Below are 15,375 nucleotides of genomic sequence, written 5' to 3' on the forward strand. Positions count from 1 at the left end.
GACCTGTAATTAAACGTGGAGATATGAAGGAATGGAAAATACGAAGATCCAAACGCTCTGGAATATGTGTCTGGAGCTTAAGGAAAAGCGGCAATTGCTGCTTGAGCAATGGCGTACGACTCAGCATTATCTCGATAAAAAGCAAACCCTGCTTGAGAGTGAATTCAACAGTTTGCGTCAGCAAAACGGGGAGTTGGCCCAGGGTGTCGATTCGCTTTATGCCCAACTGGATCAGTTTCGTTCATTCTGGAAAAGTTATTTTGGAGAATTTCATGAGCTTCAACAATCCTTCAGTGGTCTGGGCAGCTCCTATAAAGAGTTGAATGCTTCGTTTGGCCATCTCTACAGTGAACTCTCTCATCTCAGTGAGGAGATTCGAACCTTTACCTCCAGTTCAGGTGCCTCTGAACAAGACCTCAAAGATTTACAGGCCCGTTTTGAAGCCCAGCAGGAAAAACTCAAAACAGCCTATGCCGAATATGAAGCCCAACAGCAGCATCTTGACTCCTTAAATCAGGATAAGCTTCTGCAACAGGACACGATTGGTCAGATGCAGGTTGAATTGGAATCTCTGCGCGGCAATTTTTCTGATCTCGGTTCCTCTTTGTTGACCTTTCATCAGGAATTGAATTCCTATCGGGAAAAATGGCAACAGGAAAAGGCTGAGCATTTTCAGGCCTCGCAACAATTGCAAAGCGACCATGATGGGCTGCGCGAAGAACATGATCTGCTTCAGGGGCGTTATCTTACCCTGGAACGCGAACTCAACGAACTGCAGGAAACTCATGCAGAACTCAAAGAAACCCATGCGGGCTTAGCGGAACGTGACAGTGCCCAGCGCAGTGAAATTGAGGCCTTAAAAGCCCAGTTGATCCAGGCCCAGAACGAAATGGCGGAAGCTTCCGAGTTGGCCGGGCGTGCTCAGCAGGATCTGCAGAATTTAAGTGCGCAGATTGCAGACATTGATCATCAGGGGTTGGTCGACGCTCTGGCTGAGATGCAGACCCAATGGCAAACCTATCAAGCTGAACAGGCCGATCTGGCGCAAGCCTTTGCTCAATTAAAAGAGCAGCAGGCTGAAACCCAGAGTTCGCTTGAAATTGCTCAGTCTGAACTGGAAAGCCGCAATGCGGAGCTTGAAAAGGCTCAAGCTGAGCTTGAAAACCAAAACGCTGAACTTGAAACAGTCAAGTCTGAGCTGGAGAGCCGCAGTGCTGAGCTTGAAACCGCCAAGTCTGAGCTGGAAAGTCGCAGCGCTGAGCTTGAAACCGCCAAATCTGAGCTGGAAAGCCGCAGCGCTGAACTTGAAACTGCCAAGTCTGAGTTGGAAAGCCGCAGCGCTGAGCTTGAAACTGCCAAATCTGAACTGGAAAGCCAAAGTGCTGAGCTTGAAACTGCCAAGTCTGAACTGGAAAGCCAAAGTGCTGAGCTTGAAACTGCCAAGTCTGAGCTGGAAAGCCAAAGTGCTGAGCTTGAAACTGCCAAGTCTGAGTTGGAGAGCCGCAGTGCAGAACTTGAAACTGCCAAGTCTGAGCTGGAAAGCCGCAGTGCAGAACTTGAAACTGCCAAGTCTGAGCTGGAAAGCCGCAGTGCAGAACTTGAAACCGCCAAGTCTGAACTTGAAAACACCAAAGCTGAGCTGGACAATCGGGGAGCCGAACTTGCTGAGGCCAGACTCTCACTTGAAAGCCGCAGTGTAGAGCTTGAAGAAAAATCCGCTGAGCTGGCTCAGGCACGTGCCGCGCATGAAAAAGCGGTGGCCGAGCTTGAGACCCAATCCGGCCAAGTCAACGAACTCCAGCAAACGCTGAGTAAGCGTGAGCAGCAAATGGCTGGCTTTATTCAAGGCTTTGAAGACTTGCGTGAAGCCCATGTACAGCTGGGTCACCAGATTGATGTTTTGCGCACACAATTGGGTCCTCAGCAGGAAGAACTGAAACTTTTGGCGCAGGAACAGCAGGATTTGCGCAAAGATTTGAGTCAGCATGAAACCCAACTCCATGACTTGACGGCTCAGGTTCACGATTCTGCAGAAGAAGTGGGACGCAAAGAAAAGCTTTTGACCCAATTGGAAGGGTATGGCGAAGAATCTGATGCGATTCGCTCGGCCCGTACCGAACTGGTTGAAGAACTCAAGGCCGCCAAAGAGCGCTTAGAAGCTCTGCGTTCAGAACAGCACCAAAAAGAGCAGGAGCGTTCTGCCTGTTTTCAAACCTTGGAGCAGACCACTGAAAGCCTTGAGCAAAAGCAGCATGAACTGGAGCAGAGTGAGCAGGAGCTTCGTTATCGTCAGGAACACCTTGAGCAACTGGAAGCATTCCTACAGGGCTTGGAACAGGTTCCTGTCGAGCCAGTTGCTTTGCCTGCCCTTGAACCAACGTCTGCGCCTGCAGAGCCCCAGGACTCAGCCGTTCTTCAGCAGCTGAAATCTCAGCTTGAAAGTGCGCAGGATAAAATTCTTTTGCTGCAGCAGGAATTAAGTGAAAAAGAGGTGGCTCTCGAACAGGCCAATCAACAGGCGGCGGTCGATCATCTGTTGGATGATTTTGCTGCAGAAGCCGATGCCTTAAGTGAAGATGAATTGCAACGCCAATCTGATATTGATCTGGCGATCAGTGAAGAAGTCGAGCAAATTTCTTCTCTGCTTTCAGAAATTAATTTGGGAGCCTCGCATGCCTTTGAGGATGGCTCAGAGCCCGAGCTTTCACTTCAGGATTTTGATCTGGAGCCAGAATCGGCACCTGAAGAAGAGGGTTCTCCTTTTGACTTCGCAGAGAGCTCTCCTTTTGACCTTACAGACGAGGCGGCTCCGGCTGAAAAAGCGGCTCCGGCAGTCAAAGCCCGTCCGATGGTTTTGATCTATTCCCGCCAAGTGGATCCGATTCCTGAATGGCAAAGCCAGTTGAGTTCGTATTTGGATGAATATGCCTGTGATTATCAATGGCTGACGGGTGCTCAGCAGCCTGATTATGAAGCTGCTCCGGTGAAGGGCCTGGTCTTTTTGCTTGAACCCTCTGAGGCCTTGAATGAAGGGCTTTACCAAGAGGTTCAACGTCGCAATCTGCCTTTTATCAAGCACTATATCAGCAACCTTACCCGGCTTAAGATAGATATTTTGGATGCCTTTATCCGTTAAATTCCGTCATCTGGGGCGCTGGATCGCCTTGGGACTGCTTTTGGGAGCAGTTCAACCGGCCAGTGCCCTGGAGGCGGTCTTAAAAAAACGTCAGGATTTTTGTATTTTGCCACAAAAAACCTGTCAGCCTCTTTTTGCACTCAATCAGGGTGAAAAAGTAGAGGTGCTTTCCCAGGGCAGTGAGCCTGAATGGCTCAAGATTCGCTATCCCCGCAATGCCCAGATAGGGTGGGTTCCCACCAACAGCGTCGATTTAATTTTGCCAGATAAATTACAGTCCCAAAAAATCCACAGTTTTACAGAAAAATCCCATCCTGTTTGGATCTATTCAGCTGAGGGGGCCCGTATTCTGGCTGGAAATGAAGTTTTTCGTTTAGAGCCTGAAAAAGCAGAACTGTTTTCAGAGGGCAAACTTCGTTTTTTGAATTCTCATTCAGGCATGATTTCACCGTGTTTTGGTGATCCTTCAGCTTTGCAATGCCTGGTGCGGCAGGAACTTGAAAAGAACAGTTTTCTACAGGTTCAAACTGAGAACAAGAATGAGGCTTTTCCACGTTATGAAACGCTTTTGCATTTAACCCGCACGGATTTACCCCCGCAATTGGCTTTTTCCCCCTCTTGGGTGGTATTGGTCCAAGGGCAGGCTTTTTGGGGGGACAGTGTGATGGCGCTGTTTTCTGAAACCTTTCAGCCACGCCAGATACTTTCGAGTACGCGTGATTTGATTCCCTTCGTGCCTGGGGATTTGCGCAGTAAAATTCGCATGGATGCCCTGGAAATTGTGGCGCTTGAAAACAGGGGCATTGTGTACCTGGTGGCAGGTCAATTTGCCCGCAAAGAGAAATTGCTTTTGCGTTTCCAAATAACGGAAACACCCCCTTGGAAATATTTAGGTCAGTTGACCTGGCCAGAGCGCATTCCTTGGCAGGTGGGCAAGGCGCAACCGAGAATTCGGGTGGTTTCTCAGGGTGAGGATACCTGGCTGGCGCTTGCACCTGCTGCAGAGCCTGAAAACTTTGAGTTGTTTTTCTTTTCGGTGACAGGTGCGCCGCTCCTGCATGAAGCGGTGCCGCAACTGCGTGACCTGTGGTTGGATCCGCAAAATCGGCTGTGGATTTTAGCGGGTGACAGTTTGCTGCAAAAAAAGGTTGTGTTTGAGGCCAAGTCCCAGTGAAAGATTTTTGGCAGCTTTCGCCGGAAACGGTCTTAAGAGCAGAAAAAGAAACCCTGCTTTGGTTTCATCGTGGCAGTAGCGAAATGCTTGAACTCGATTCAGAGGGTATTTCCACCCTTGGTAGGGCCTTGGCAGGCCAAAAAGCACGTGGTTTACGGGCCCGTTTCTTTTTGCACTATTTGCGCTGTCGGGATTTTCTGCGCGTGGGTTCTTATCAGGATTTAAACAGCCTCAAGTCTTTCACTGCAAAGCTTGAATCCCAAAGGGCTTTGCAGAGTCCTTTGCGGGCCTATGCTGCGCCTGAAGCCCTGCATTTGAGTTTGACCGATCGTTGTGATCAGCGCTGTGCAGGTTGTTTTTTCAGCCATCAGGATCAGAAAATGCCGAGTCGTTTAATGGATGAAGCTGTTTTTCAACGTGTTTTGGCTGAAGCGGTTGAACATCGGGTTTTTCAAATCGCATTGGGGGGTGGAGAACCGCTTTTGCATCCCCGTCTGGTGGAGATGGTCCGTGCCATCCGGCAGGCCGGGATTTTGCCCTCTTTAACCAGCAACGGCAACCCTTTAACTGAAAAATTGGCCCAGGATTTAAAACAGGCAGGTTTGGGACAATTTCAAATCTCTTTAAACGGTCTGCGTGAAGCCATTCATCGCCAGACCCGTCCGAATCATGCCAGGGCCTTGGCGGCCATTCAAGTGTGTCGCCAAACGGGTTTGCGCTGGGGTTTGAATGTTTTGGTCACCCGTCAAAATCTGACTGAACTAGAGCCGCTTTTCAAGTTTGCCCAGACCCAAGGGGCCTGGTCCGTAAATCTGCTCAGACCCAAACCCGCGCTGCAGGGGGGAGATTGGTTGGAAAAGACCCTTACCACGGCTGAAGAAAACAGAGCTCTGCAGAAGGTTTTGCGGCGTTGGCAAAAGAAAAGTCGGTTTTTACTGACCACAGATTCTTCCTTTGCGTTTCTACGGGAAGGCCATTTAAAAGCATGGCAGGCTTCAGGTGTGCAGGGTTGCAGTGCTGGCCGGCAAATTTTGAGTATTGGCGTTGAGGGAGGGGTTTCTCCCTGCAGCCATGTTCCCTATGCGGAGACCTCCACCAGCTTTATGCAGGTTTGGCAGCAATCCGCGATTCTTGAACGCTTTCGCAGCTTAGAAGATCAGCTGCAGGGAGCTTGTCAGCGCTGTGAGCTGAAATCAGTCTGTCGGGGCTGTCGCGCGATTGTTTTGGCGCAGACCGGAGCTTTTGAAGGAGCAGATCCAGGATGTCCGAAACGCCTGTCTATTTTCTCTTAGCCCAGTTATTTACCTTAATGACCGCCAGTTTACGTCTGGCCTTGGCCTTTCTTGTGCTGGCGCTGCTCACCCTGCTGGGATCTGTTTTTTTTGCGCGGCAAGCTTTTCTTTTGCGCCTTTCCCGCTATTGGTTGGGTTGGGTGGCGGGTCTGGCCCTGGCAGGAGGGAGCTTCGCCCTTGCTGAAGTTCAACTTTTAAATTACGCCAACCCCTTTGTCTGGCAGGGTTTTTATCTCTCATGTGTGCTCTTGGGCTTGGGAGGCTTGTTTTTTACGCTTGACCGTTTTTTGCCTGCCAAAGCAGTCTATTTTCAAAGCGGTTTGATTTTGATGGTCTTGGTCTGGGTGAGTTTTCATCCAGGTTTCTCGCGTTCGAATCAGGTTTGGCTGACGGTTGTGTTTACGCTGCCCGTGGCGCTGGCTCTCAGTTATTTTTGTCTTTGGTTGCCCTTGAAAGTTGAAGTAGAACGCTCGCTTCGGCATCTATTTCACGGGCTTTGGGGAGGATCTTCTCTGCTGGCTTTGGGTTTGTATGTTTTCTGGCTTTATCCGCGTGTATCTGGCTTGCCACCCACTGGAGAGTTCTTTCCATTTCTCAATCTGTATGATTGGTTTTTCGTTGTTTTTATGATATTATATTCAGGTAATCTTTATATTGATTACTGGTTAAGAGAAGGAAAACGCCCCTTACTTCTGGCCTGGAATTATGGTGTCGTGGTCGCAGCGCTGCTTTGTCTCTGGTTTAATGCGTCCATTTTTGATACCCTGGCGTTATAGGTCCCCAAAATGCGATGAGATGGCAAGGAGCCCTGATACATGAGACAGATGTTGAGCAGAAGCGCAGTTCTGGTAATTCTGGCGGGTGCAGGACTGACTGCCTGCCTGCGTAACGGTGGCACTCCCGTGAGAAGTAATCTGGTGCCCACGGGTTTAAATGCTGCGGCGTCCCGCGCTGATGAACCTGTTTTTGGCAATACCGTCACCAATATTCGCCGGGTTTTGCAGAAGCCCTATAATGGCACCCTGCGTTTTGTTGTAATGGGAGATAACCGCAATTCTTCGCCTATTTCAACGGGGGGGAACAAGGTCTACGCCAAGGTGATTGAAGCTGTCAATCAGCTGAAACCTGATTTCGTCGTCAATATGGGCGACTTTACCTTTGACGCTTTGAAGCCTCACTGGACGACCTTTGAACGCATTACGGGCAAGGTTCAGGTTCCTTATCTGACGGTGGTGGGGAACCACGATATACTTTTTGGCAGAAGCTATTACGAAACACGTTATACCCAGCCCAATCCTGAGACTGGTTTGGATGATTATTCTTTTGATTATGGCAACAGCCGCATCATTGCGCTGGATTCAGCCAATTACAATCTGACAGATCGCCAGTTTGTCTGGCTGGAAAAACAATACCAGACCCCACTTAAGAAGTTTGTCTTTACCCATACCCCTCCGCGCTATGGCGTTTGGGATCATAAACTCTCACCCAGCCCTGAAATTTCAGCCCGTTTTATGGGTTTGAATGAAAAGTACCATGTAGATCATGTCTTTTTGGGCCATATTCACCTCTATGATAAGCGCGTGATCAATGGGGTTCCCTATGTGGTCAGTGGGGGAGCGGGGGCTCCTTTGGATCGGGGCAAAGACTATGGTGAAAATAAATACCACGTATCTTTGGTTGAAGTAACGGGAAATCAGGTGAGCGAACGTATGGTTCCGATTCAAACCCGTATTCAGACCCATGGGCCCACCACCTATACCCATGGGCTTGAAGCTAACCAAATGACGGATACTGTATTGAGAAACTTCCCCTCTGATTATATTCCACCGGAAGAGCAGGCCAACGACCGCTAATGCGTATTTTGATTTCAAATGATGATGGCGCGCATGCGCCTGGAATTCGGGCTTTGGCCAATCATTTGGCTGATTTGGGACACGAGATCACAATTGGCGCGCCTGATCGTGAACGCAGTACCACAGGCCATTGCCTGACTCTGCATAAACCTTTGCGGGCTGAGTCTGTGGCTGAGTATTATAGTTCTAAAGTGCACCAGGCCTGGAAAATCAATGGCACGCCCTGTGATTCTGTGAAGCTGGCGATGAATATGTTGCTTGATCTCGCTTCAATTGATCTTGTGCTCTCAGGGATTAACCGGGGGCCGAATCTGGGAACCGACGTGATTTATTCAGGTACTGTTTCAGCGGCTACCGAGGGTGCAATTCGTGGAATTCCCTCGATTGCTGTTTCTCTTGCCAGTTTTGATGATCGCCATTATCATACGGCGGCGGGTTTTATTGGCTCTTTTCTTGAACAGATTCGCTGGTCAGAATTTCCCAAACACACGCTTTTTAACGTCAATGTGCCCCCTGTTGAGCCCGAAGAGCTGGAAGGTGTGCGTGTCACCCGTCTGGGCTTGCATCGTTTTCGCGATATCTTTGAAAAACGAACGGATCTCCGCGGCCATGCCTATTATTGGCAGACGGGCATTGTTGAAGATCATGAAGAAGATGCGGATACGGATGTCTTCGCCATTCGCGAAAATTTTGTTTCAGTAACACCCATTCACTACGATATGACCCGCTACGCGTATATGCAAACACTGCAGTCCTGGGAAATTGGCCTGAAGCAGTCCTTGTCGCGCTGAGCTTTTTTTCTGGGGGGTGTAGGAATCCTTCAGAACCTAGAGTATCATAGTCTCATACGTTTCAAAACACGAAAATTTAGATGAAAATCATGCTGTCAGTAAAACAGCCAGGAGGATCAATGAAAGTCGGAATTCCCAAGGAGATCAAAGACCACGAATATCGCGTGGCGATTACACCTTCCGGCGTACAGGCCTTTCAGGCCCAGGGCCATGAAGTCTTTATTGAAAACAATGCCGGTTTGGGCAGTACCTTTACCAATGAAGATTATCATCAGGCGGGCGCCACGATTGTAGACAGTGCAGACGAAATTTTTGCCAAAGCCGATATGATTTTAAAAGTCAAAGAGCCTCAGCAGGAAGAATGCGGCAAATTGCGTGAAAACCAATTGCTCTTTACCTATTTGCACTTGGCGGCTGATCGTGAGTTGACAGCCAATGTCAAGAAGAGTGGTTGTATTGCCATTGCCTATGAAACGATTCAAATGCCCAATGGGTCCCTGCCGCTTTTGACCCCCATGAGTGAGATTGCCGGACGCATGTCTGTTCAGATTGGTGCCCAGTATCTTGAAAAACGCAATGGGGGCCGTGGCGTTTTAATGGGCGGCGTATCTGGCGTACCTTCAGCCAATGTCGTGATTTTAGGCGGCGGTGTTACCGGCACGCAAGCTGCAAAAGTAGCCTTGGGGATGGGCGCCTTTGTGACCATCGTCGATCGCAATATCGACCGTCTGCGCTATTTGGATGATATTCTCGAAGGCCGATTTGAAACGGTTGCTTCAGATATTGGTTCAATTGCCCGCAGTGTCAGTTTTGCTGATCTTTTGGTGGGTGCCGTTTTGATTCCTGGTGCCAAAGCCCCCACTCTGGTGAGTGAAGAAATGGTGAAAACCATGAAAGAGGGCAGCGTGATTGTGGATATCTCGATTGATCAGGGCGGATGTGTGGAGACGATTAAGCCCACATCCCACAGCAATCCGACCTATGTAAAACATGGGGTGATTCACTATGGCGTAACCAATATGCCGGGAGCAGTGCCTCGCACTTCGACCTATGCCTTGACCAATTCAACCCTGCCTTATGCCTTGCAGCTTGCAGCCAAGGGCTATCCAGCAGCTTTGGAGAATAACCAGCCTTTGCGCCATGGCGTGAATATTGAGCGGGGCCGGATTGTGCATCCTGTTGTGGCAGATGCTTTTCCTGACCTTGCCTAATTTTTAGATTGATTTAAAAGCTCCTGAGAGAAACTCTCAGGAGCTTTTTTCTTTTTCAGATGATTTTAAGGCTTTACATCGATTTTATTTATCTGAGATTTGACCTGATTCAGGTCGGTATTTGTGCATGATCTGCTTGAATCTCAAACTTGAAGGCTCGGATATCTTTCTTGAAGCCCAATGAGGGGGCTAAATCCTTCTGAAGTGTCGAGGTTATGTTCTGGTTAAACAGGATCTAAAAATAATCTAAAAAATAGCCGATGTATTTATTGACAGTAGAAGAGGAGATCCGTTATGATGAATTCACGTTGAACGCAGGGCAGCGAAAAGAGAGCGAAAAACGCACTCTGACTGAGTTTCCCGGTGAGCGACGCGAACCAAAAGAAAGACTGAAAAAAAGGGATGCAATTCCTTGACGCAGTCGAAACGGATCGGTTAAGATGAAAGTCCTCCGATTCGAGAGGCGAAAAGGTCGACTCAAGGGTTGACAAGCTCGATAGAAATCCGGTAAGATAATTAACTGCCGAACGAAATTGAGAAAGTTAACTGGAAGTGGTTGACGGTCGCCAAAGCGGTTCGGTAAGCTGAATAAGTGATCATTGAAAACTGAATAGCAATCAAGTCAACGTCAATTTATGTGAGTTAAGATTGAATTTAAACGAAGCTTAATAGCTTCAAAGCTTTTTAGCTGAGAGTTTGATCCTGGCTCAGAACGAACGCTGGCGGCGCGCCTAACACATGCAAGTCGAGCGATGAAGACTCCTTCGGGAGTGTATGAAGCGGCGGACGGGTGAGTAAAGCGTAGGCAACCTGCCCTAAAGAGGGGGACAACCTGCCGAAAGGTGGGCTAATACCGCGTAAGCTGTTAGAGTAATGTCTATCAGTAAAGGCTTCGGCCGCTTTAGGATGGGCCTACGTCCGATTAGATAGTTGGTGGGGTAAAGGCCTACCAAGTCTGCGATCGGTAACTGGTCTGAGAGGATGATCAGTCACACTGGAACTGAGACACGGTCCAGACTCCTACGGGAGGCAGCAGTGAGGAATTTTGCGCAATGGGGGAAACCCTGACGCAGCGACGCCGCGTGGAGGATGACGTCTTTCGGGATGTAAACTCCTGTCAGTGGGAACGATAATGACGGTACCCACAGAGGAAGCACCGGCTAACTCCGTGCCAGCAGCCGCGGTAAGACGGAGGGTGCAAGCGTTGTTCGGAATTACTGGGCGTAAAGCGTACGTAGGCGGTTGATTAAGTCAAATGTTAAAGCCCGGAGCTCAACTCCGAGGATGCACTTGATACTGGTCGACTAGAGGGCGATAGAGGAAAGCGGAATTCCGAGTGTAGCGGTGAAATGCGTAGATATTCGGAGGAACATCGGTAGCGAAAGCGGCTTTCTGGGTCGCTCCTGACGCTGAGGTACGAAAGCGTGGGTAGCAAACGGGATTAGATACCCCGGTAGTCCACGCCGTAAACGATGGATACTAGGTGTAGCGGGTATCGACCCCTGCTGTGCCGTAGCTAACGCGTTAAGTATCCCGCCTGGGGAGTACGCACGCAAGTGTGAAACTCAAAGGAATTGACGGGGGCCCGCACAAGCGGTGGAGGATGTGGTTTAATTCGACGCAACGCGAAAAACCTTACCAGGACTTGACATGTAGAGAATCTCTGTGAAAGCAGGGAGTGCCGCAAGGAGCTCTAACACAGGTGGTGCATGGCTGTCGTCAGCTCGTGTCGTGAGATGTTGGGTTAAGTCCCGCAACGAGCGCAACCCTCGAGTTTAGTTGCCATCAGGTAATGCTGAGCACTCTAGACTGACTGCCGGTAACAAACCGGAGGAAGGTGAGGACGACGTCAAGTCATCATGCCCCTTACGTCCTGGGCTACACACGTCCTACAATGGGTAAATATAAAGGGCAGCGAAGCCGCGAGGTGAAGCGAATCTCATAAAATTACCCTCAGTTCGGATTGCAGGCTGAAACTCGCCTGCATGAAGTAGGAATCGCTAGTAAACGCAGATCAGCATGCTGCGTTGAATACGTTCCCGGGCCTTGTACACACCGCCCGTCACACCACGAAAGATTGTTCAACCCGAAGTCGGTGGGCTAACCCTCTGGGAGGCAGCTGCCTAAGGTGGGGCAATTGATTGGGGTGAAGTCGTAACAAGGTAGCCGTACTGGAAGGTGCGGCTGGATCACCTCCTTTCTAGGGATGATTCGCAAGCGCTTCGGCGCTCAAGTGTTACAAATAGAGGATCGAGTCAGATGCGCGAGCGTCAGACATAAAAGAGCCTCTCAATGCTTGGTACTTCGGTACATGTGATATCCATTAGGTCGATTCACAGAATTTGACAGACAAGTTTGCTATTCAGTTTTCAGTGATCATTCAGCAATTAGGGGCTATTAGCTCAGTTGGTTAGAGCGCACGCTTGATAAGCGTGAGGTCCCTGGTTCGAGCCCAGGATGGCCCACTGAGGGGGTATAGCTCAGCTGGTAGAGCACCTGCCTTGCACGCAGGGGGTCAGCGGTTCGAGTCCGCTTACCTCCATTAACCGAAGTTGGTTAGCCTAAAGTACTTTACGAGTGCTTAACCTAGTGTTAAGATGAGAGAGTATTTTAAGCTGAGTAGGTCGGAAGATTTATGAAGCGACACGTTAGTGTACCTTGACAACTGCATAGAAAAATTGAATGGAAAACCAATGTTTGACGTTATGGTCAAACTATTAAGGGCGCACGGGGGATCCCTAGGTGCTGTCAGCCGATGAAAGACGTAGCAGGCTGCGAAAAGCCCGGACGAGCTGCCAAGCAAGCGTTGACTCCGGGATGTCTGAATGGGGAAACCCACCATGGTGAAGCCATGGTACTCCGTATTGAACACATAGATACGGTAGAGGTAAGCGAGCGAATTGAAACATCTTAGTAGCTCGAGGAAAGGAAAGCAAAAGCGACTCCCTAAGTAGCGGCGAGCGAACGGGGATGAGCCTAAACCACTGTCATGTTAAAGCGGGCTGCGTTGTGATGGTGGGGTTGTTGGGAGATTTTGGTAGTTATTGCCCTAGCTACACAGAGTTACAAAATGATTTGTTAGACGAACACAGCTGGAAAGTTGGACCAAAGCGGGTGATAGTCCTGTAGTCGAAAGCAAATTATCTCTGAAAGTCCACCCGAGTAGGCCGGGACACGTGAAATCCCGGTTGAATCTGCGAAGACCACTTCGTAAGGCTAAGTACTGAACAGCAACCGATAGTGAACTAGTACCGTGAGGGAAAGGTGAAAAGCACCCCGGAAGGGGAGTGAAATAGTAGTGAAACCGTGCGCTTACAAGCAGTCGGAGCTCTATTAAGAGAGTGACGGCGTACCTGTTGAAGAATGAGCCGCCGAGTTATCGTCAGCAGCAAGGTTAAGGAGTAAATATCCGGAGCCGAAGCGAAAGCGAGTCTGAATAGGGCATCTAGTTGCTGGCGGTAGACCCGAACCCGGATGATCTAACCATGGCCAGAATGAAGCGTGGGTGACACTGCGTGAAGGTTCGAACCCACTAATGTTGAAAAATTAGGGGATGAGCTGTGGTTAGCGGTGAAATGCCAATCGAATCCGGAGCTAGCTGGTTCTCCTCGAAATGGCTTTAGGGTCAGCCTCGAGCAAAAGCGTGTTGGGGGTAGAGCACTAGTTGGGTGCGGGGGATGAAATATCCTACCAAATCCTATTAAACTCCGAATACCAACATTGCGTTCCTCGGGAGTGAGACTACGGGAGATAAGTTTCGTGGTCGAAAGGGAAACAGCCCAGATCGTCAGCTAAGGTCCCAAAGTCATGGCTAAGTGGTTAAGGAGGTTGAGACGCTCAGACAACCAGGAGGTTGGCTTAGAAGCAGCAACCCTTGAAAGAGTGCGTAATAGCTCACTGGTCAAGCGTTTCAGCGCCGAAAATTCACGGGACTAAGCCATGCACCGAAGCTACGGGATTAACTTAGGTTAATCGGTAGAGGAGCGTTCTGCTGTAGGCCGAAGGTATAGCGTAAGCAGTGCTGGACGAAGCAGAAGTGAGAATGGCGGCATGAGTAACGAAAACATTGGTGAGAATCCAATGCGTCGAAAACCCAAGGTTTCCCTACGGCAGGTTCGTCCGCGTGGGGTTAGTCGGGGCCTAAGGTGAGGCTGAAAGGCGTAGCCGATGGATAGCAGGTTAATATTCCTGCACCACTCGTAGTGGTTTGAGCGAAGGGGGGACGCAGAAGGCTAGGTCAGGGGAACTGTTGGAATAGTTCCTTGTAGCATGTAGGTAGTCTGGATAGGCAAATCCGTCCGGATGTTGATCTGAGGTGCATACTGAAGCGGATACGTTCTGCAAACTGATTGACGCCACACTGCCAAGAAAATCCTCTAGTGACACAAAGAGTGCCCGTACCGTAAACCGACACAGGTGGGTTAGTAGAGAATACTAAGACGCGCGAGATAACCCTCGCTAAGGAACTCGGCAAAATAACTCTGTAACTTCGGGAGAAGGAGTGCCACATTAGTGTGTAGCGATTTACTCGTGAAGCATGAAGTGGTCGCAGCGGAGAGGTCCAAGCGACTGTTTAACAAAAACACAGGTCTCTGCTAAGACGTAAGTCGAAGTATAGGGGCTGACGCCTGCCCAGTGCCGGAAGGTTAAGGAAGGAGGTTAGGAGTAATCCGAAGCTTTTGACCGAAGCCCCGGTGAACGGCGGCCGTAACTATAACGGTCCTAAGGTAGCGAAATTCCTTGTCAGGTAAGTTCTGACCCGCACGAAAGGCGTAACGACTTGGACGCTGTCTCGGCGAGGGGCTCGGTGAAATTGGAATGGCTGTGAAGATACGGCCTACTCATACCAGGACAGAAAGACCCCATGGAGCTTTACTGTAGCTTGCCATTGAATTTGGGTTGCTTATGTGCAGGATAGGTGGGAGGCTGCGAAGCATTTTCGTCAGGAGATGTGGAGCCGTCGGTGAGATACCACTCTTAAGTAATCTAAATTCTAACTTTACACCGTAATCCGGGTAGAGGACAGTGGCTGGTAGGCAGTTTGACTGGGGCGGTCGCCTCCTAAAGAGTAACGGAGGCGTCCAAAGGTTCCCTCAGACTGGTTGGAAATCAGTCGCAGAGTGCAAAGGCATAAGGGAGCTTGACTGTGAGACTGACAGGTCGAACAGGGAGGAAACTCGGGCTTAGTGATCCGACGCCAGCGCGTGGAAGTGGCGTCGCTCAACGGATAAAAGTTACCCTGGGGATAACAGGCTGATCTCCCCCAAGAGTCCACATCGACGGGGAGGTTTGGCACCTCGATGTCGGCTCGTCGCAACCTGGGGCGGTAGTACGTCCCAAGGGTTGGGCTGTTCGCCCATTAAAGCGGTACGTGAGCTGGGTTCAGAACGTCGTGAGACAGTTCGGTCCATATCCGGTATGAGCGCAGGAAATTTGAGAGGAGCCGTCCTTAGTACGAGAGGACCGGGACGGACCAACCTCCAGTGTACCAGTGGTTCCGCCAAGGGGCCAACGCTGGGTAGCTGTGTTGGGAGTGGATAAGCGCTGAAAGCATCTAAGTGCGAAGCCCACCTTAAGATAAGATTTCCCATCTCTATATGAGAGTAAGACCCCCGGAAGATAATCGGGTAGATAGGCTGCAAGTGTAAGGGTAGCAATATTTTTAGCTGAGCAGTACTAATAGGTCGAGGGTTTGACCTACAACAAACAGGTTTTCTATTCATTCTATGCAGTTGTCAAGGTATATGAGATCCCCTTAGTGGGACTTCCTTGGTGACAAGGCGTTGCGGACCCACCCGTTCCCATCCCGAACACGGTAGTGAAACGCGGCAGCAGCGAAAATACTCGGCGGGAGACTGCCCGGGAAGATAGCCCGTCGCCAGGGAATACCTTGAAAAAAGGCCTCCTCTTTATTGAGG

At 49.9% G+C, this 15,375-nt stretch carries 7 protein-coding genes, 2 tRNA genes and 3 rRNA genes; all 12 read left to right on the forward strand.

The window, feature by feature from the left end:
* Nucleotides 1-31: 31 nt before the first annotated feature.
* The 12 genes from COW20_23935 (at nt 32) to rrf (ending at nt 15,341) form a co-directional block, all read left to right on the forward strand.
* The gene (locus COW20_23935; GenBank protein ID PIW44692.1) at nt 32-3,136 is read left to right on the forward strand and encodes a hypothetical protein; all 3,105 of its coding nucleotides are present in this window, start codon (nt 32-34) and stop codon (nt 3,134-3,136) included.
* Nucleotides 3,120-4,310 (forward strand): hypothetical protein, encoded by a 1,191-nt coding sequence (locus COW20_23940; protein ID PIW44693.1) that lies wholly within the window; start codon nt 3,120-3,122, stop codon nt 4,308-4,310. Before COW20_23935 ends, COW20_23940 begins: the two co-directional genes overlap by 17 nt.
* Complete coding sequence (locus COW20_23945) at nt 4,307-5,602, forward strand: hypothetical protein (protein ID PIW44694.1); 1,296 nt, start codon at nt 4,307-4,309, stop codon at nt 5,600-5,602. The genes COW20_23940 and COW20_23945 overlap by 4 nt, the downstream gene beginning before the upstream one ends.
* A complete protein-coding gene (locus COW20_23950; protein PIW44695.1) occupies nt 5,572-6,378 on the forward strand; it encodes a hypothetical protein in 807 nt (268 codons plus the stop codon). The genes COW20_23945 and COW20_23950 overlap by 31 nt, the downstream gene beginning before the upstream one ends.
* 39 nt (nt 6,379-6,417) lie before the next feature.
* Complete coding sequence (locus COW20_23955; protein PIW44696.1) at nt 6,418-7,455, forward strand: hypothetical protein; 1,038 nt, start codon at nt 6,418-6,420, stop codon at nt 7,453-7,455.
* Nucleotides 7,455-8,246 (forward strand): 5'/3'-nucleotidase SurE, encoded by a 792-nt coding sequence (locus COW20_23960; protein PIW44697.1) that lies wholly within the window; start codon nt 7,455-7,457, stop codon nt 8,244-8,246. The genes COW20_23955 and COW20_23960 overlap by 1 nt, the downstream gene beginning before the upstream one ends.
* Before the next feature lie 119 nt (nt 8,247-8,365).
* Nucleotides 8,366-9,457 carry an alanine dehydrogenase gene (ald, locus tag COW20_23965; protein PIW44698.1) on the forward strand — a complete coding sequence of 364 codons (1,092 nt, stop codon included), beginning with the start codon at nt 8,366-8,368 and terminating at the stop codon, nt 9,455-9,457.
* A 689-nt stretch (nt 9,458-10,146) separates the two neighbouring features.
* A 16S ribosomal RNA gene (locus COW20_23970) occupies nt 10,147-11,660 on the forward strand.
* Nucleotides 11,661-11,848: 188 nt separating this feature from the next.
* Nucleotides 11,849-11,922: transfer RNA gene (locus tag COW20_23975), tRNA-Ile, on the forward strand.
* A 4-nt stretch (nt 11,923-11,926) separates the two neighbouring features.
* Nucleotides 11,927-11,999, forward strand: a tRNA-Ala gene (locus COW20_23980).
* Nucleotides 12,000-12,161: 162 nt separating this feature from the next.
* Nucleotides 12,162-15,157, forward strand: a 23S ribosomal RNA gene (locus COW20_23985).
* 68 nt (nt 15,158-15,225) lie between these two features.
* Nucleotides 15,226-15,341, forward strand: a 5S ribosomal RNA gene (gene rrf / locus COW20_23990).
* Together the 16S, 23S and 5S rRNA genes with 2 tRNA genes alongside form the textbook arrangement of a ribosomal RNA operon.
* Nucleotides 15,342-15,375: the final 34 nt, after the last annotated feature.

Source organism: bacterium (Candidatus Blackallbacteria) CG13_big_fil_rev_8_21_14_2_50_49_14 (genome assembly GCA_002783405.1).
In the GTDB taxonomy this organism is placed as follows: domain Bacteria; phylum Cyanobacteriota; class Sericytochromatia; order UBA7694; family UBA7694.

Bases quoted from the DNA above. Each gene is read 5' to 3' on its own strand.
- COW20_23955 (PIW44696.1), top strand. From the start codon at position 6,418: ATGAGACAGATGTTGAGCAGAAGCGCAGTTCTGGTAATTCTGGCGGGT.
- COW20_23940 (PIW44693.1), top strand. From the start codon at position 3,120: ATGCCTTTATCCGTTAAATTCCGTCATCTGGGGCGCTGGATCGCCTTG.
- COW20_23950 (PIW44695.1), top strand. From the start codon at position 5,572: ATGTCCGAAACGCCTGTCTATTTTCTCTTAGCCCAGTTATTTACCTTA.
- COW20_23935 (PIW44692.1), top strand. From the start codon at position 32: ATGGAAAATACGAAGATCCAAACGCTCTGGAATATGTGTCTGGAGCTT.
- COW20_23960 (PIW44697.1), top strand. From the start codon at position 7,455: ATGCGTATTTTGATTTCAAATGATGATGGCGCGCATGCGCCTGGAATT.
- ald (PIW44698.1), top strand. From the start codon at position 8,366: ATGAAAGTCGGAATTCCCAAGGAGATCAAAGACCACGAATATCGCGTG.